At 70.3% G+C, this 17,596-nt stretch carries 12 protein-coding genes; 11 read left to right on the forward strand and 1 reads right to left on the reverse strand.

What is annotated here, in order from left to right; all coding sequences use genetic code 11:
• Window positions 1–35: 35 nt before the first annotated feature.
• From metH to VHW64_RS13065, 7 genes are all read left to right on the forward strand, one after another.
• Complete coding sequence (gene metH / locus VHW64_RS13035) at window positions 36–3,872, forward strand: methionine synthase (protein ID WP_329650993.1); 3,837 nt, start codon at window positions 36–38, stop codon at window positions 3,870–3,872.
• Window positions 3,873–3,876: 4 nt separating this feature from the next.
• A complete protein-coding gene (locus VHW64_RS13040; RefSeq protein ID WP_329650994.1) occupies window positions 3,877–4,530 on the forward strand; it encodes an HAD family phosphatase in 654 nt (217 codons plus the stop codon).
• A 107-nt stretch (window positions 4,531–4,637) separates the two neighbouring features.
• Window positions 4,638–6,242, forward strand: a complete 1,605-nt coding sequence (locus tag VHW64_RS13045) for an ABC transporter substrate-binding protein (RefSeq protein ID WP_329650995.1) — start codon at window positions 4,638–4,640, stop codon at window positions 6,240–6,242.
• An 89-nt stretch (window positions 6,243–6,331) separates the two neighbouring features.
• The gene (locus VHW64_RS13050; protein WP_329650996.1) at window positions 6,332–7,366 is read left to right on the forward strand and encodes an ABC transporter permease; all 1,035 of its coding nucleotides are present in this window, start codon (window positions 6,332–6,334) and stop codon (window positions 7,364–7,366) included.
• Window positions 7,366–8,397 carry an ABC transporter permease gene (locus tag VHW64_RS13055; protein ID WP_329650997.1) on the forward strand — a complete coding sequence of 344 codons (1,032 nt, stop codon included), beginning with the start codon at window positions 7,366–7,368 and terminating at the stop codon, window positions 8,395–8,397. Before VHW64_RS13050 ends, VHW64_RS13055 begins: the two co-directional genes overlap by 1 nt.
• Window positions 8,394–9,458: an ABC transporter ATP-binding protein gene (locus tag VHW64_RS13060; RefSeq protein ID WP_329650998.1), complete on the forward strand. Its 1,065-nt coding sequence runs from the start codon at window positions 8,394–8,396 to the stop codon at window positions 9,456–9,458. Before VHW64_RS13055 ends, VHW64_RS13060 begins: the two co-directional genes overlap by 4 nt.
• Window positions 9,442–10,746 carry an ABC transporter ATP-binding protein gene (locus VHW64_RS13065; RefSeq protein ID WP_329650999.1) on the forward strand — a complete coding sequence of 435 codons (1,305 nt, stop codon included), beginning with the start codon at window positions 9,442–9,444 and terminating at the stop codon, window positions 10,744–10,746. Before VHW64_RS13060 ends, VHW64_RS13065 begins: the two co-directional genes overlap by 17 nt.
• Before the next feature lie 279 nt (window positions 10,747–11,025).
• Here the strand turns inward: VHW64_RS13065 and VHW64_RS13070 are convergent, their stop codons facing one another.
• On the reverse strand, window positions 11,026–11,922 hold the full coding sequence (locus VHW64_RS13070) for a PD-(D/E)XK nuclease family protein (RefSeq protein WP_329651000.1): 897 nt from the start codon (window positions 11,920–11,922) through the stop codon (window positions 11,026–11,028).
• Between the two features lie 88 nt (window positions 11,923–12,010).
• Between VHW64_RS13070 and VHW64_RS13075 the strand changes: the two genes are divergently transcribed.
• The 4 genes from VHW64_RS13075 to dop all read left to right on the forward strand — a co-directional run bounded on the left by VHW64_RS13075 (window position 12,011) and on the right by dop (window position 17,566).
• The gene (locus VHW64_RS13075) at window positions 12,011–13,156 is read left to right on the forward strand and encodes a site-2 protease family protein (RefSeq protein ID WP_329651001.1); all 1,146 of its coding nucleotides are present in this window, start codon (window positions 12,011–12,013) and stop codon (window positions 13,154–13,156) included.
• On the forward strand, window positions 13,153–14,112 hold the full coding sequence (locus VHW64_RS13080; RefSeq protein WP_329651002.1) for a tRNA (adenine-N1)-methyltransferase: 960 nt from the start codon (window positions 13,153–13,155) through the stop codon (window positions 14,110–14,112). Before VHW64_RS13075 ends, VHW64_RS13080 begins: the two co-directional genes overlap by 4 nt.
• A 117-nt stretch (window positions 14,113–14,229) precedes the next feature.
• Complete coding sequence (gene arc, locus VHW64_RS13085; RefSeq protein ID WP_329651003.1) at window positions 14,230–15,996, forward strand: proteasome ATPase; 1,767 nt, start codon at window positions 14,230–14,232, stop codon at window positions 15,994–15,996.
• Window positions 15,997–16,057: 61 nt separating this feature from the next.
• Entirely contained in the window at window positions 16,058–17,566 is a 1,509-nt protein-coding gene (gene dop / locus VHW64_RS13090) for a depupylase/deamidase Dop (RefSeq protein WP_349256879.1), read from the forward strand.
• Window positions 17,567–17,596: the final 30 nt, after the last annotated feature.

Raw genomic sequence — 17,596 nt, forward strand, 5'->3', positions numbered from 1 at the left:
CGTTCCTAGGCTGGGCCCAGGAGAGCGAGGAAGCCGTGTCGCAGCCAGTCGAGCCAGCCGGGTCAACGGGGTCGACGCGTCACCGACCCGACGCGACCGCGGAGCTGACCGGCCTGCTGTGCGACCGGATCCTGGTGCTCGATGGCGCGATGGGCACGATGATCCAAAGTCACCGGCTCGACGAGGCGGCCTACCGCGGAGAGCGCTTCGCCTCGCCCGCGGACTACCCCGGCGATCTCGTCGGCGACAACGACCTGCTCTCGCTCAGCAACCCCGGTGTGATCCGGTCCATCCACGACGCCTACCTCGAGGCCGGCGCCGACATCATCTGCACCAACACCTTCAACGGCAGCCGCATCTCCCAGGCCGACTACCGGCTCCAGGAGCTCTGCTACGAGCTGAACGTCGCGGCCGCGGCCGTGGCCCGATCGGCGGCCGACGCCGCGGGGGAGCCGGGGCGGCCGCGGTTCGTGGCCGGCTCGCTGGGCCCGACGTCCCGCACCGCGTCCATCTCTCCCGAGGTCAACGACCCCGGCGCGCGCAACGTCACCTTCGACGAGCTGGTCGCGGCCTACCTCGAGGAGGCCCGGGGCCTGGTCGACGGTGGCGCCGACATCCTGCTCGTCGAGACCGTCTTCGACACCCTGAACGCCAAGGCCGCCATCTTCGCCATCGAGTCCCTCTTCGAGGAGTACCGGCGGCGCTGGCCGGTGCTGGTCTCGGGCACCATCACCGACGCCAGCGGGCGCACCTTGTCGGGCCAGGTCACCGAGGCGTTCTGGAACTCCGTGCGGCACGTCCGCCCGCTCGCCATCGGCCTGAACTGCGCCCTGGGGGCCGAGGACCTCCGGCCCTACGTCGCCGAGCTGGCACGGGTCGCCGACTGCTTCGTGTCGGCCCATCCCAACGCCGGCCTGCCCAACGCGTTCGGGGAGTACGACCAGACCCCGGAGCACATGGCGCAGGTGCTCGGCGAGTTCGCGACCAGCGGGCTGCTCAACATCGTGGGCGGGTGCTGCGGGACCACCGCCGACCACATCGCCGCCATCGCGGACGCCGCCAAGGGAGTCGCGCCGCGCAGCGTGCCCGAGATCCCCCCGGTCATGCGGCTGGCCGGGCTCGAGCCGGTCACCATCACCGAGGCCAGCCTGTTCGTCAACATCGGTGAGCGCACCAACATCACCGGCTCGGCGCGCTTCCGCAAGCTGATCAAGGAGGGCGACTACGACGCCGCGCTCTCGGTGGCCGCCCAGCAGGTCGAGAGCGGCGCCCAGGTCATCGACGTGAACATGGACGAGGGGATGATCGACGGGGTCTCGGCGATGGACCGCTTCTTGAAGCTGATCGCCTCCGAGCCCGACATCTCCCGAGTCCCGGTGATGGTCGACTCCTCGAAGTGGGAGGTGATCGAGGCCGGCCTCAAGTGCGTGCAGGGCAAGGCGATCGTCAACTCCATCTCGATGAAGGAGGGCGAGGCGGCGTTCGTCGAGCACGCCCGGCTCTGCCGAAGGTACGGCGCCGCCGCCGTCGTGATGGCCTTCGACGAGGACGGTCAGGCCGACAGTCTCGAACGCCGCATCGCGGTGTGCCGGCGGGCGTACCGGATCCTGACCGAGGAGGTGGGCTTCCCGCCCGAGGACATCATCTTCGACCCCAACGTCTTCGCGATCGCCACCGGGATCGAGGAGCACGCGGCGTACGGCCGCGACTTCATCGAGGCGGCGCGCTGGATCAAGCAGAACCTCCCGGGAGCGAAGGTGTCGGGGGGCATCTCCAACGTCAGCTTCTCGTTCCGCGGCAACAACCCGGTCCGCGAGGCGATCCACGCGGTCTTCCTCTACCACGCGATCGAGGCCGGCCTCGACATGGGCATCGTGAACGCCGGCGCGCTGGTGGTCTACGACCAGGTCGACCCCGAGCTGCGCGAGCGGATCGAGGACGTCGTGCTCAACCGCCGTCCCGACGCCGGGGAGCGGCTGCTGGAGGTGGCCGAGCGCTTCAACGTCGCGGCCGGTGAGCAGGACGACGCGACCGAGGAATGGCGTGAGCTGCCCCTGCGCGAGCGCATCACCCACTCCCTGGTCAAGGGGATCGACGCCCACATCGTCGACGACACCGAGCACCTCCGGCAGGAGATCGCCACCGCCGGGGGCCGGCCCATCGAGGTGATCGAGGGCCCCCTGATGGACGGCATGAACGTCGTGGGCGACCTCTTCGGCGCGGGGAAGATGTTCCTCCCGCAGGTCGTCAAGAGCGCGCGGGTCATGAAGAAGGCCGTCGCCCACCTCGTCCCGTTCATCGAGCGGCAGGAGGCGCAGAGCCCGCACGCCGGTGAGGGCGGCGAGCAGCCCAAGAAGCGCACGAACGGGACCCTGGTCACCGCCACCGTGAAGGGCGACGTCCACGACATCGGCAAGAACATCGTGGGCGTGGTCCTCCAGTGCAACAACTACGAGGTGATCGACCTCGGCGTGATGGTGCCGGCGCAGAGGATCCTCGACACCGCCCGCGAGGTCGGCGCGGACGCGATCGGCCTGTCCGGGCTGATCACCCCCAGCCTCGACGAGATGGTCAACGTCGCGACCGAGATGCAGCGCCAGGGCTTCACCCTGCCCCTGCTCATCGGCGGCGCCACCACGTCGCGCGCCCACACCGCGGTCAAGATCGACCCCCGGTACGACGGGCCCGTGGTCTGGGTGAAGGACGCGTCCAGGTCGGTGCCCGTCACCGCGGCCCTGCTCCACGACACCAGGCGCGAGCGGCTGCTGGCCGACGTCAAGGCCGACTACGACTCGCTGCGGGCCAGGCACGCCGCCAAGAACGACCGGCCCCTGACCACCCTGGCCGAGGCCAGGTCACAGCGCACCCCGATCTCGTGGGAGGGCTACCGGCCACCCCGGCCGCGCCTGCTCCTCCAGCAGGACCACGACGTCTCGCCGATCACAGGCCGTCGAGGCACCTCCCAGCACGTCCGCGTCTTCCGCAACGCCGACCTCGGCGACATCCGTCGCTACGTCGACTGGCAGCCCTTCTTCAACGCCTGGGAGATGAAGGGGTCCTTCCCCGAGATCCTCGACGACGCCGAGTCCGGCGAGACCGCCCGCCGGCTCTACGACGACGCGCAGTCGATGCTGGACCGCCTGGTCGACGAGCGCTGGCTGACCGCCCACGGCGTGGTCGGGCTGTTCCCCGCCAGCTCCGTGGGCGACGACATCGAGGTCTACCTCGACGAGGAGCGCGCCGAGCCGCACGCCGTACTCCACCACCTGCGCCAGCAGGGCGCACATCGTCCCGGGGTCCCCAACCGGTGCCTCGCGGACTACGTCGCGCCGAAGGAGACGGGGCTCCGCGACTACGTCGGGCTCTTCGCGGTCACCACCGGGCTCGGGACCGCCGAGCGGATCGAGCAGTTCAAGGCCGAGCTCGACGACTACTCCGGGATCCTGCTCGAGTCGCTCGCGGACCGACTGGCCGAGGCCTTCGCCGAGCGCCTGCACGAGCGCGTCCGCCGCGAGCTGTGGGGCTACGCCCCCGACGAGCACCTCGACAGCCGTCAGCTGGTCAAGGAGCAGTACGCCGGCATCCGCCCCGCGCCGGGATACCCCGCGAGCCCCGACCACACCGAGAAGCAGACGCTGTGGGACCTCCTCGACGTCTCCACCGCCACCGGCATCGAGCTGACCGAGTCGATGGCCATGTGGCCGGGCGCCTCGGTGTCCGGCATCTACCTCAGCCATCCCGAGTCGCAGTACTTCGTGGTCGGCCGGCTCGCCCCCGACCAGGTGGCCGACTACGCCGGGCGCAAGGGCTGGTCGCGGGCCGAGGCCGAGCGCTGGCTGTCGCCCAACCTCGGCTACGACCCGGAGGACTGAGCGGGTGCCCACGATCGACTCCTACGCCGCGGTTCTGTGGGACATGGACGGCACGCTCGTCGACACCGAGCCCTGCTGGACCGTCGCCGCGCTCGACCTGGCGAAGCGGCACGACGGCACCTGGTCGGCCGAGCAGTCGCTGGAGGTGGTCGGCTTCGACCTCATCGACTCCGCGAGGTACATGCGGGCGCAGATGGGGATCGAGCTCGAGCCCGAGCAGATCGTGGAGGAGATGCTCGACTCGGTCATCGCCCAGGTGCAGCAGGCCGTTCCGTGGCGGTCGGGCGCCCGCGAGCTCCTCGCCTCGCTGAACGATGCCGGCGTGCCGTGCGCCCTGGTGACGATGTCGTGGACGCGGCTCGTCGAGCCGATCGTGCAGCGTCTGCCGCAGGGCAGCTTCGCCGCCGTCGTCACCGGCGACTCGGTCGAGCGCGGCAAGCCGCACCCCGAGCCGTACCTCACCGCCGCGCGTCTGCTCGACGTGCTGGCGGGGGACTGCCTGGCGATCGAGGACTCGAGCCCCGGTGCGACCTCGGCGCAGGCGGCTGGGTGCACCGTGCTGTGCGCGCCGCTGCACATCTCGGTGCCCCCGGGCCCGGGCCGGGTCTTCGTCGACGGGCTCTGCGGACTCACCGCCCAGAGCGCAATCGTTGCCTGATCGGGACCTCACGCGTCGCAGGAGTGATGGACCGTCACGCCCTCAGGGGCTATGTTCTCGGGACTGATGAGCCCCTCGCGAGGGGCAACCCGAGACGGGAGAGCGCAGTGAACCGGACCAGACAGGTCGCCGCGATCGCCGGAGTGGCGGCAGTGGCTACCGTCCTCGCGGCGTGTGGCAGCAAGAACAGCGCGCCGAGCGGCAGCAACACGGCAGGCAACTACATCCTCGGCACGACCGACAGCAGCGTGACCTCGATCGACCCTGCCGGTGCCTACGACCTCCCGTCGTGGACCTTGCAGTACAACATCTACCAGCAGCTGGTCACCTACCAGCCGGGCAGCACCAAGCCCACGCCGTACGCCGCGAAGTCCTGCGCCTACTCCGACCCGAAGACGGTCAAGTGCGTGCTGAACTCCGGCCAGGAGTTCTCCAACGGCGACCCGGTGACCGCCCAGGACATCACCTACTCGTTCAAGCGCTCGATCGTGATCAACGACCCGAACGGCGCATGGTCGCTGCTGTCCGACCTGAGCAACGGGAGCACCAAGCACCCCGACCTCGCCGACGGGGCCATCGAGACCCCCAACGACACCACGGTGGTCTTCCACCTCAACGCCCCCGACCTGACCTTCATCCAGGCGCTGACCACGCCGGCCGCGTCGATCATCGACCCGAAGGTCTACCCGTCCGACAAGCTCCTCACCGACGGCAAGGACATCGGCTCCGGGCCCTACCAGCTCAGCCAGTACTCGCCCGGCGAGCAGGCGGTGCTCACCGCGAACCCGCACTACAGCGGTCCGAACACGCCGAAGGCCGCGCAGGTGACGGTGCAGTACTTCAACAGCGACACCGCCCTGTCCACCGCGATCGGCAACGGACAGGTCGACGTGGCGTGGCGGACCTTCAGCCCGCAGGAGATCAAGACCCTTCAGGGCAACTCCAAGGTCAACGTCTACCCGGGCAAGGGCTCGGAGTTCCGCTACTGGGTCTTCCACACCCAGAAGGGGCCCGGCGCGAACCCCGCCGTGCGCCAGGCGGTCGCCCAGCTCATCGACCGCGACGCGATCGCCTCGCGTGCCTACGACGGCACCGTCAACCCGGCGTACTCCACGGTGCCCCCGGGCTTCCAGGGCGCCAACCAAGCCTTCCAGACCGCGTACGGCTCTCCCAGCGTCGCCAAGGCCAAGGCGATCCTGTCGCAGGCCGGTGTGACCACCCCGGTCGCCATCAAGCTGGGGTACACCCCGTCGCACTACGGGCCCAACAGCGTGGACGAGGCCGACGAGCTGGCCTCGGAGCTCAACAAGAGCAAGCTGTTCAAGGCCACGGTCGACGACGCCGAGTGGAACCAGTACCAGGACCTGGAGAAGCAGGGCGTCTACGACCTGTACCAGCTCGGCTGGTTCCCCGACTACCTCGACCCGGACGACTACCTGAGCCCGTTCCTGCGCGACGGTGGCTTCTTCGTCAACGGCTACACCAGCAAGAAGATGGACAACCTGCTCACCAAGGAGCGCGGCCAGACGGACGCGACCCAGCGGGGGGCCACCATCGGCAAGATCGAGGCCCTGACCGCCAAGGACGTCCCGATGATCCCGTCGTGGTTCGGCCAGAACACCGGCATCGCCAACAAGGACATGACCGGGGTCGAGCCGACGCTGGACCAGGCCTACATCTTCCGGATGTGGCTGCCCTCCAAGAGCGGCTGAGCACGAGCGTCCAGGGCGTCGTACCCGCACCGGTACGGCGCCCCTGGGCGCGCGCGTAGGGTCGGGCCGCACGGGGAGAAGGAGGGTTGATGAGCTCGAGTGCGGGGTCCGGTTCGCTGGCTCGTTACATCCTGATCCGGGTCATCTTGGTGATCCCGATGATGCTGGTGCTCCTGACCGTCGTGTTCATCCTGCTCCGGGTGGCCCCCGGAGACCCGGTCACGGCCGCGGTCGGCGGTCACCTGCCGCCCGCGATCATCGCCCAGAAGCGACACGACCTCGGGCTCGACCAGCCGCTCTACAAGCAGTACCTCGAGTACCTCGGGCACGCCGCCCGCTTCGACTTCGGCACCACGATCACCGACAACCAGCCGGTGCTCAACGTCGTGCGCGACAAGGGCGGCGCGACCCTGACCCTCACCGCCGGGGCGTTCCTGGTCGCGCTGCTCATCGGGCTCCCCCTCGGACGGCTGGCCGGCCGATTCCGCGACTCCGGGCTCGACGCGGTGATCCGGGTCTTCGGCATCGTCACCTACGCCGCGCCGATCTTCTGGGTGGGCGTGCTGCTGGTGGCCTTCGTGGCGACGCACTTCCCGAGCTGGCCGACCTACGGCATCGCCTCGGCCCAGACCACCTACGTCGTGCCGAGCCACACCCACATCCTGATCGTCGACGCGATCTATGCGAACTACTGGACCGGGGTCTTCGACATCCTCCAGCACTGCGTCCTGCCGTGTGTCACGCTCGGGCTGCTGATCACCGGCGTCATCATCCGGCTGGTCCGGGTCAACGTGATCCAGGCGCTGAAGGGCGACTACGTCGAGGCGGCCCGGGCGCGCGGGATCCCCGAGGGCCGGGTCGTGCGCAAGCACGCCTTCCGCAACGCGCTGGTGCCGGTGATCACGGTGATCGGCCTCCAGGTGGCGCTCACGCTGTCCGGTGCGGTGCTGACCGAGACGACGTTCAACTGGCCCGGGGTCGGATCCGCCCTGGTCAACTACCTCAACGAGCGCGACTACCCGGCGGTCCAGGGGCTGGTGACGTTCTTCGCGATCGTCGTGGTGATCGTGAGTCTCCTGGTCGACATCCTCAACGCCCTGGTCGACCCGAGGGTGAGGTACTGATGGCCTCCGTGATGAGCAGGGCCGGCTCTGGGATCCGCTCGTTCTTCGCCACGATCTGGAACACCAAGGGCCTGGCCCGGTACATGTTCTGGGCGGGCCTGGTGATCACCCTGGTCTTCGTGGTCTGCGCCTTGTTCGCGCCGTGGGTCGCGCCGTACGGGTTCGACCAGACGGCCGCGCACGGGGTCGACTTCCCCAAGCTCGGCCCCTACGACAGCACCCACCTGCTGGGCACCAACGACCAGTTCTTCGACATCGAGTCGCGGATGATCTGGGGTGCCCGGACGGCGATCGAGGTCGTGCTCCTGTCGGTCATCCTGGCCGGTCTGGTCGGCGTTCCGCTGGGGCTGCTGTCCGGCTTCGTCGGCGGCTGGGTGGACCGGATCCTGGTCTTCCTGATGGACGCGATGTACGCCTTCCCCTCGCTGCTGCTGGCGATCGTGTTCTCCTTCCTGCTCAAGGGCAAGATCGGCAGCGGGATCCTCGCCGCCGCGCTGTCGCTGACCGCCATCTACATCCCGCAGTACTTCCGGGTGGTCCGCAACACCACGGTGAGCGCGCGCGAGGCCACCTACGTCGAGGCCGCCCGCGCGATCGGCGCCCCGCCGCTGACGATCATGCGCAAGTACCTGTTCAGCAACGTCGTCCAGTCCGTGCCGGTCCTGGCCACCCTCAACGCCGCCGATGCGCTGGGCACGCTGGCCGCCCTGGGGTTCCTGGGTCTGGGCATCCAGCCCACGCAGGCCAGCGAGTGGGGCTACGACCTGAGCCGCGCCATCGACGACGCGCAGGGTGGCAACTGGCTGCCTGCGTTCTGGCCGGGCCTGATGATCGTGCTTCTGATCACCGCCCTGACCCTGGTGGGTGAGGGTCTGAACGAGACCATCAACCCGGCGCTGCGACGGCGTCGGCTCAAGCCGGTCATGTTCGGTCCCCGCGTGCCGGCGGACGTCGTCGGCACTGGCCCGAGCGGCGGCACGGGGGGCACGTTCGACAACGCCGCCGCCGACATGGAAGGGGGTCGACCGTGAGCGAGCTGCGCGACGCCGGTGCCCCGGTCATCGAGGGACCCGTCCTTGAGGCCCGTGACCTGCGGGTCTGGTACGGCACCGACCGTGGCCCGGTTCGTGCCGTCGACGGCGTCAGCTTCACCCTGCGCCGCGGCGAGATCCTCGGCCTGGTGGGGGAGTCGGGGTGCGGCAAGTCCACGCTCGGCCGCGGCCTGATCGGGCTCCTGCCCGACGGCGGTGCGCGCGACGGGGAGCTGAGGTTCCAGGGCCGCGACCTCCTGAGGCTGTCGGGCCGCGAGCAGCGGGCCCTGCGCGGCACCGACCTGGCGATGATCTTCCAGGAGCCGCTGACCCGGCTGAACCCGCTGATGCGCATCTCGGAGCACTTCGAGGAGACGCTGCACGTCCACGAGCCGGGCCTGGACAAGCGCGAGGTGGAGCAGCGGGCGCTGGCCGTGCTGCGGGTGATGGGCATCCCGCCGACCCGCTACCGCGCGTACCCCCACGAGTTCTCCGGCGGCATGCGGCAGCGCCTGATGATCGCGCTCGCGCTGGTGCTGCGACCGGCCTTCGTGGTCGCCGACGAGCCGACCACCGCCCTGGACGTGCTGGTCGAGGCCCAGATCATCCGGATCCTGCACGACCTGCGCACCGAGTTCGACACCTCGCTGCTGCTGATCACGCACAACCTCGGCATCATCGCCGAGGCGTGCGACCGGGTGGCGGTGATGTACGCCGGCGAGATCGTGGAGATCGGGGACGCCAAGGAGGTCTTCAGCCGACCGCGGCACCCCTATACCCGGGAGCTCCTGCGCTCCACGATCTCCCTGTCGACCACCGGGCTGAACTACATCGACGGCGCCCCACCCGACCTGGTCGAGCCGCCGACGGGATGCCACTTCCACCCTCGGTGTCCCGACGCGATGGCGATCTGCGCGACCGACCACCCGGTCGACCGTGACCACGGCGACGGCCATCGTGCCGCCTGCTGGGCCGCCGACGTCGCCGAGGGGCTGACTCTCGACGAGGCGCAGCGCGAGCCGCTGAAGCGGGAGGAGATCTCCGTTGCCGACGAAGCCTGACCCGGCGCCCACGGCCGCCAAGGAGCGATCCGCCACCGTCCTGGAGCTCGACGACCTCGCCGTCCACTTCCAGCTCCAGGGCAACGTGCTCTCCCGCCTGCTCGGGCTCAAGGGCCGCCTGGTGAGGGCCGTCGACGGGGTGACGCTTCAGCTGGCCCGCGGCGAGGTGCTCGGCGTCGTCGGGGAGTCCGGGTCCGGCAAGACGACCCTGGGCCGCGCGCTGCTCGGACTGGCCCACACCACTGACGGCTCGATCACCTACCACAGCGCCGAGCGCGGACGTCGTGTCGTCTCCGAGATGCGGGGGGCCGAGCTGCGCGGTCTGCGGACCGACCTCCAGATGGTCTTCCAGGACCCGCACGCGGCGCTCAACCCGTCGATGACGATCCAGGAGGCGGTCGGCGACCCCCTCGTCATCCACGGCCTCGCCAAGGGCCCCGAGCTCAAGCGCCGGGTCGAGGCGTCGCTGGAGCGGGTCGGGCTGAGCCCCACCGAGCGTTTCCTGACCAAGTACCCCTCCGACCTCTCCGGCGGTCAGAAGCAGCGGGCCGTGATCGCACGCGCGATCATCCTCGACCCGGAGGTCCTGGTCGCCGACGAGCCGGTCTCGATGCTCGACATGAGCGTGCGGGCCAAGATCCTCCAGCTGATGCTCGACCTCAAGCAGGACCTCGGGCTGACCTACGTCTACATCACCCACGACCTGGCGACCGCGAAGTACTTCTGCGACCGGGTCGCGATCATGTACCTCGGCCGGGTGGTCGAGATCGGCCCGACCGAGGAGATCTTCGCCAACCCGCGCCATCCCTACACCAAGGCGCTGCTCGCCGCGATCCCCGAGCCGGACCCCGAGAAGATGGTCCCCAGGAACCTGCCCCGAGGCGAGATCCCCGACGCCGCCGAGCCGCCGCTGGGCTGCTCGTTCCACCCCCGCTGTCCCGAGGCGGTGCGTGGCTGTGGCTGGGAGTCCCGCGACCTGCGGGCGCTGGTCGAGGAGCACTGGACCCGCGCCGACGCGGCTTACCAGGAGGAGCAGCAGGTGCTCGGTGACCTCGGGCGGCTGGACTCGCCCTCGACGACCGCGACGCTCGGCTCGGGCGGCGGTCCGGCGGTCCGTGAGGTGCTGGAGCGGATCCGGGCCGAGGACCCGCAGGAGCCGCTGTGGACCGGGGTCACCTCGATCGAGGAGACCGGCACCGGGGTCGCGGTGAGCTTCGAGCCCGCCGAGCCGCCCGAGCTGCGACGGGCCGGCGGCGTCGACGTCGCCTGCGTGCTCTACCCGGAGTAACCCCCTCGAGTCGGCAGCTGAACCCGGCACGGTCAGGGGCCGTAGTGCCGCCGGGGGCTGGCGTCGGTTCGTCCGGTCGGTGGGCCGGCCAGGATCGAGGCCGAGGTCGACAGCAACCACGCGGCGCAGAAGTGGAACGGGACGCTCAAGCACAGCCCCCACGTCGCCCTCCGGGCGAAGCGCGAGGTTCTCTCGCCGGTGCGCCAGGGCCCAGCTCACCTCGGTGTTCCGGCGGATCGGCGTCGCCGACCGCACCCAGACCGCCCTCGGGGCCGAGCGTCACGAGCTGAGCTGGGGCCGAGGCTCGTCGTCCGCTGCTCGCTCGCTGGGCAGCGGTGGTGGGGTGCCGCCGAACTCGGGACACAGGGAGTGGAACGAGCACCAGTCGCAGAGCCGGGAGCGGCTTGGTCGCCAGTCGCCGGACTCCTGGGCTCGGCGGATGGCGGTCCAGATCGCCTCGACCTTCCGCTCGGTCGCCAGCAGGTCGGCCTCGTCGGGGACGTAGCGCACCATCTCGGCGTTGCCGAGGTAGACCAGCTGGAGCATCGCCGGGACGACACCGCGCGTGCGCCAGATGACCAGGGCGTAGAACTTCATCTGGAACAGCGACTTCGCCTCGAACATCTCGCTCGGGGACCGGCCGCTCTTGTAGTCGACCACGCGGATCGCGCCGTCCGCGGCGACGTCGAGCCGGTCGACGAAGCCGCGCAGCAGCAGCCGCGAGTCGAGCAGGGTCTCGACGTAGAGCTCCCGCTCCGCGGGCTCCAGGCGCCGCGGGTCCTCCAGGGTGAAGTACCGGTCGAGCACCGACCGGCAGGAGGTGAGCCACTCGGCGACGTCGGGTCCCTCGTCGGCGAACAGCTCGGCGAGAGTCGGCTCCGCCTCGAGCAGCGCCTGCCAGGTCGGGAGCAGCAGGTCACGCGCTCGGTCCGGAGTCCGAGTCGGCGCCGGCAGGTCGAAGAGGTCCTCGAGCACCTTGTGCACCAGCGTGCCGCGCAGGGCGTCGGCGGACGGCTCCTCGGGCAGCCGGTCGATGGTGCGGAAGCGGTAGAGAAGGGGGCAGGTCATGAAGTCCGACGCCCGGCTGGGTGAGAGCGCTCCGAGCACGTCGACGCCGTCCACCGGGGTCGACCGCAGCTCGGCCGGCGAGTGCGTCTTGCTCAGGGTCGTGCTCATGGAGGCGAATCTAGGCGACGCCACCGACAGGGCCTCGGCGCACGCGCCGCGCCGCGGTAGGGACCCCGCGTTCGGATAGCCTCAGGACATGACCGACGACCGCGCACCCCGCGGCACCACGCCCCGTCCTCCGGGGACCTTCAAGGTGGGGTCGGTCGCGGGCAGCGACGTTCTCGTCAGCGCCTCGTGGTTCCTGATCGCCGGGCTGATCGCGGTGATCACCGCGCCCGCCATCGAGCGCGCCGAGCCCGGACTCGGCGATCTGAAGTACGTCGCCGGCGCCGCGCTCGCCGTCCTCCTCTACCTCTCCGTCCTGGCTCATGAGGCCTCGCACGCGCTGGTGGCGCGGCGCTTCGGCCTGCCGGTCTCCCACATCACGCTCCAGTTCTTCGGCGGGATGACGTCGATCGACCGCGAGCCGGAGAGCCCGCGCCAGGAGTTCTGGGTCAGCGTCGTGGGCCCGCTGGCCTCCCTGGCCGTGGCCCTGGTGTCCTTCCTCGCCTATCTGGTGGCGTCCGGCGGGCTCATCGGCCTGGCGTTCTCCGGGCTCGCCTGGACCAACCTGTTCGTCGGGGTCGTCAACCTCGTCCCGGGACTTCCCCTCGACGGCGGCCGGATCCTCAAGGCGCTGGTCTGGGGTGCCAGCGGTGACACGCACCGCGGCACCATCGTCGCCGCCTGGGGCGGGCGGGTCGTGGCACTGCTCGCGATCGGGTGGCCGCTGCTGACGGCCAAGCTCCTCGGCGGTCGGCCCACCGTGATCGACTTCGTGTTCGCGGGCGTCATCTCGATGTTCCTGTGGAGCGGCGCCACGGCCGCGCTGGAGTCCGCGCGCGTGCGCTCGCGGCTCCCGCACCTGCTGGCCCGTGACCTGGCGCGGCGTACCCTCACCGTCCCGGGGGAGCTGCCGCTGGCCGAGGCCGTACGGCGCGCGCAGGAGGTCGAGGCGGGCAGCATCGTCACCGTGACCTCCAGCGGCATCCCGGTGGGCGTCGTCAACGAGGCGGCCCTGCTCTCGGTGCCGGCGGAGCGCCGCGCGTGGGTGCCGACCTCCTCGGTGGCCCGGACCCTCGACGACGGCCTCAGCCTGCCCTCGGGCATCGGCGGCGAGGAGCTGATCAAGGCGATCAGTGCCCGCCCGTCCGGCGAGTACCTCTTGCTCGACCCCGACGGGAGCATCTTCGGGGTCCTGGCGACCTCCGACGTCGACCGGGCCTTCCGCGCCAGCGCATGAGCGGGTTGTCGAGTGACCGCGACGTGTCGCCGCGGGCCTGGTCCGGGGTGCATCGCGGACCACTGCGAGCCGGGGAGTGGGTGCGGCTCACCGACCAGAAGGGGCGGCGCCACAACTTCGAGCTCGTCGCGGGCAAGCGGTTCTTCTCCAACAAGGGGCATCTGGACCACGACGAGCTGATCGGCCGCGAGGAGGGGTTCACGGTCTCGTCGTCGGTCGGTGGCCAGTACCTCGTGTTCCGACCGCTGCTGAGCGAGTTCGTCGTCTCGATGCCGCGCGGCGCCGCCGTCGTCTACCCCAAGGACGCCGCCCAGATCGTGGCCATGGCCGACATCTTCCCGGGCGCGGACGTCGTCGAGGCCGGCGTCGGGTCGGGCGCGCTGACCTGCTCGCTGCTGCGCGCGGTCGGACCCCACGGCACGGTGACCTCCTACGAGCGGCGCGAGGAGTTCGCGGAGGTCGCTCGCCGTAACGTCACCCAGTTCTTCGACGGCGGCGACGGGGAGGGCCACCCCGCGTGGCGGCTCGTCCTGGGCGACCTGGCCGACGCGCTGCCCGCCTCCGGCGACCGTGCCGACCGGGTGGTCCTCGACATGCTCGCGCCGTGGGAGTGCCTGGAGGCTGCTGCGGGCTCCCTGCGCGCGGGCGGGATCCTGTGCGCCTACGTCGCCACGACGACCCAGCTCTCGCGCTTCGTCGAGAGCGTCCGCGTGCACGGGGGCTTCACCGAGCCCCAGGCCTGGGAGTCCCTGGTGCGCGACTGGCACGTCGAGGGGCTCGCGGTGCGCCCCGGACACGCGATGGTGGGCCACACGGCGTTCCTGGTCACGGCGCGGCGGATGGCTCCCGGGGAGCGTCCGCCGGTCAAGAAGCGTCGGCCGGCGCCGGGTGCCTACGGTCCCGACTACGCCGGGCCGCGACCACCCGGCGTACCCGAGGGCACCCCGGCCGAGTAGCCGCCGAACACCGGCGACCACCTGATGCACGCCGAGATCAAATCGTGAGAAACGCGACCCTGTTCTCGCATGCGTCCAGGGCGCGTACGAGTAGGGTCGAAACCGGAGGTGGGACAGATGACCAGTGGCCAGGACGCATCGAACGACTCGTCGGGTGTGAGCGGCCGCGACGCGCGCGAGCTCGCCGACCAGGTGCACTTCCTCGAGTCCGAGGTCGCCGACCTGCGCCGTCGTCTGTCCGACGCCCCGGGTCACAGCCGGGGCCTGGAGCTCCGGCTGGCCGACACCCAGCGCTCGCTCTCGGCGGTCACCGCCCAGAACGAGCGCCTCGCCCAGACCCTGCGCGAGGCCCGCGAGCAGATCACGAAGCTCAAGGAGGAGGTCGACCGGCTCGCCCAGCCGCCGGCCGGCTTCGGGACCTTCCTCCAGCGCAACGAGGACGACTCCGTCGACGTGTTCACCGGAGGGCGCAAGCTGCGCGTCAACGTCAGCCCCGCGGTCGAGCTGGCGAGCCTGGTCAAGGGCCAGGAGGTGATGCTCAACGAGGCGCTCAACGTCGTCGCCGCGCTCGACTTCGAGCAGGTCGGCGAGGTCGTGATGTTCAAGGAGCTGCTCGCCGACGGCGCGCGGGCCCTGGTGATCGCGAACGCCGACGAGGAGCGGGTCGTCCGCCTGGCCGACCCCCTCAAGGCCGACACCCTGCGAGCCGGTGACTCGCTGCTGCTCGACTCGCGCGCGGCGTACGCCTACGAGCGGGTGCCGAAGTCGGAGGTCGAGGAGCTGATCCTCGAGGAGGTCCCGGACATCGCCTACGAGTCGATCGGCGGCCTGGTCAGCCAGATCGACGCGATCCGCGACGCGGTGGAGCTGCCCTACCTGCACCCCGAGCTGTTCCGCGACCACCAGCTCAAGCCCCCCAAGGGCGTGCTGCTCTACGGCCCGCCGGGCTGCGGCAAGACGCTGATCGCCAAGGCCGTGGCGAACTCGCTGGCCAAGAAGGTCGCGGCGAAGACGGGTCAGGAGGGGAAGTCCTACTTCCTCAACATCAAGGGCCCCGAGCTGCTCAACAAGTACGTCGGCGAGACCGAGCGGCACATCCGGCTGGTCTTCCAGCGCGCCCGCGAGAAGGCCAGCCACGGCACGCCGGTCATCGTCTTCTTCGACGAGATGGACTCGCTGTTCCGCACTCGCGGGTCAGGGGTCTCCTCCGACGTCGAGAACACCATCGTCCCGCAGCTGCTCAGCGAGATCGACGGCGTGGAGCTGCTGGAGAACGTCCTGGTGATCGGTGCCTCCAACCGCGAGGACATGATCGACCCGGCGATCCTGCGGCCGGGCCGTCTCGACGTGAAGATCAAGATCGAGCGGCCCGACGCCGAGTCGGCGCGCGACATCTTCAGCAAGTACCTCCTGCCCACCCTGCCGCTGCACGCCGACGACGTCGCGGAGTTCGGCGGCGACCGCGAGGCCTGCGTCGAGGGCATGATCCGCGCCGCCGTCGAGCGGATGTACACCGAGACCGAGGACAACCGCTTCCTGGAGGTCACCTACGCCAACGGTGACAAGGAGGTCCTCTACTTCAAGGACTTCAACTCCGGCGCGATGATCCAGAACATCGTCGACCGGGCCAAGAAGATGGCCATCAAGGACTTCCTCGAGCACGACCAGCGGGGCCTGCGCGTCCAGCACCTGCTCCAGGCGTGCGTCGACGAGTTCAAGGAGAACGAGGACCTCCCGAACACCACCAACCCCGACGACTGGGCACGGATCTCGGGCAAGAAGGGCGAGCGGATCGTGTTCATCCGCACCCTGATCACCGGCAAGCAGGGCACCGAGCCGGGTCGCTCGATCGACACGGTCCCCAACACCGGCCAGTACCTCTGACCCGGGTCCGGTGGCCGGAGGCACCCGGCCGGGTCATCGCCTGCGCGCGTAGGCTCGCCCCGTGACCGTTCGCCGGGTGATGGGCACCGAGGTCGAGTACGGCATCTCGGTGCAGGGACAGCCGCACGCCAACCCGATGGTGGCCTGCTCGCAGGTCGTCAACGCCTACGCCAGCGCGACGATCAAGGCCCGGCGCGCCCGGTGGGACTTCGAGGAGGAGTCGCCGCTGCGCGACGCCCGCGGCTTCGACCTGAGCCGCCAGCTGGCCGATCCCAGCCAGCTCACCGACGAGGATCTCGGCCTCGCGAACATCATCCTCACCAACGGCGCCCGGCTCTACGTCGACCACGCCCACCCGGAGTACTCCACCCCCGAGGTGACGACGCCGCTCGACGTCGTGCGCTGGGACAAGGCGGGCGAGCAGGTCATGCTCGACGCGTCGCGGATGGCCGCGCAGACCCCCGGTGCGACGCCGATCAACCTCTACAAGAACAACACCGACGGCAAGGGTGCCTCCTACGGCGCCCACGAGAACTACCTGATGTCGCGGGCCACGCCGTTCACCGACATCGTGCGTCACCTCACGCCGTTCTTCGTCAGCCGTCAGGTGGTCTGCGGGTCGGGCCGGGTCGGGATCGGCCAGGACGGCCACGAGCACGGCTTCCAGCTCACCCAGCGCGCCGACTTCTTCGAGGTGGAGGTCGGGCTCGAGACCACGCTGAAGCGGCCGATCATCAACACCCGCGACGAGCCGCACGCCGACCCGGAGAAGTACCGCCGGCTCCACGTCATCATCGGCGACGCCAACCTCGCGGAGATCTCGACGTACCTCAAGGTCGGGACGACCGCGCTGGTGCTCGCGATGATCGAGGACCGGTTCATCACCACCGACCTGACCCTCGAGGGGCCGGTCGCGGCCCTGCGCGCGGTGTCCCACGACCCCACCCTCCGCGAGCAGGTCACACTCACCGACGGGCGGCGGATCACCGCCCTCCAGCTCCAGGGCGAGTACCTCGAGCTGGCCCGCAAGTACGTCGACGACCGGCTCGGCGACGACGCCGACGAGCAGACCGTGGACGTCTTGGACCGGTGGGAGTCGGTGCTGACCCGCCTTGCCCAGGACCCGATGCTGTGTGCCCGTGAGCTCGACTGGGTCGCCAAGCTCAAGCTGCTCGACTCCTACCGCGACCGCGACGGCATCGACTGGGACGACGCCAAGCTCCAGCTCATCGACTACCAGTACAGCGACATCCGCCCGGACAAGGGGCTGTACCACCGGCTGGTGAAGCTCGGCCGGATCGAGCGGCTCCTGACCGACGAGGTCGTCGAGACCGCGATGCACCAGCCCCCCGAGGACACGCGCGCCTACTTCCGTGGCCGCTGCCTGGAGAAGTACGCCGACTCCGTGGCCGCCGCGTCCTGGGACTCCGTGATCTTCGACCTCCCGGGGCGCGAGTCGCTCCAGCGGGTCCCGACGATCGACCCGCTGCGCGGATCGAAGGCGCACGTCGCCGCCCTGATCGACCGGTGCGACACCGCCGAGGACCTGTTCCGGGCGCTCACCCGCTGACCCCACGGCGACCGGCCGCGCGGGGTCTCG

Source organism: Nocardioides sp., from assembly GCF_036267815.1.
Taxonomy (GTDB): Bacteria; Actinomycetota; Actinomycetes; order Propionibacteriales; family Nocardioidaceae; genus Nocardioides.

Excerpts from the sequence above, each read along its gene's own strand:
- VHW64_RS13050 (WP_329650996.1), top strand. The coding sequence starts at position 6,332 with ATGAGCTCGAGTGCGGGGTCCGGTTCGCTGGCTCGTTACATCCTGATC.
- VHW64_RS13055 (WP_329650997.1), top strand. The coding sequence starts at position 7,366 with ATGGCCTCCGTGATGAGCAGGGCCGGCTCTGGGATCCGCTCGTTCTTC.
- VHW64_RS13070 (WP_329651000.1), bottom strand. The coding sequence starts at position 11,922 with ATGAGCACGACCCTGAGCAAGACGCACTCGCCGGCCGAGCTGCGGTCG.
- VHW64_RS13075 (WP_329651001.1), top strand. The coding sequence starts at position 12,011 with ATGACCGACGACCGCGCACCCCGCGGCACCACGCCCCGTCCTCCGGGG.
- VHW64_RS13080 (WP_329651002.1), top strand. The coding sequence starts at position 13,153 with ATGAGCGGGTTGTCGAGTGACCGCGACGTGTCGCCGCGGGCCTGGTCC.
- arc (WP_329651003.1), top strand. The coding sequence starts at position 14,230 with ATGACCAGTGGCCAGGACGCATCGAACGACTCGTCGGGTGTGAGCGGC.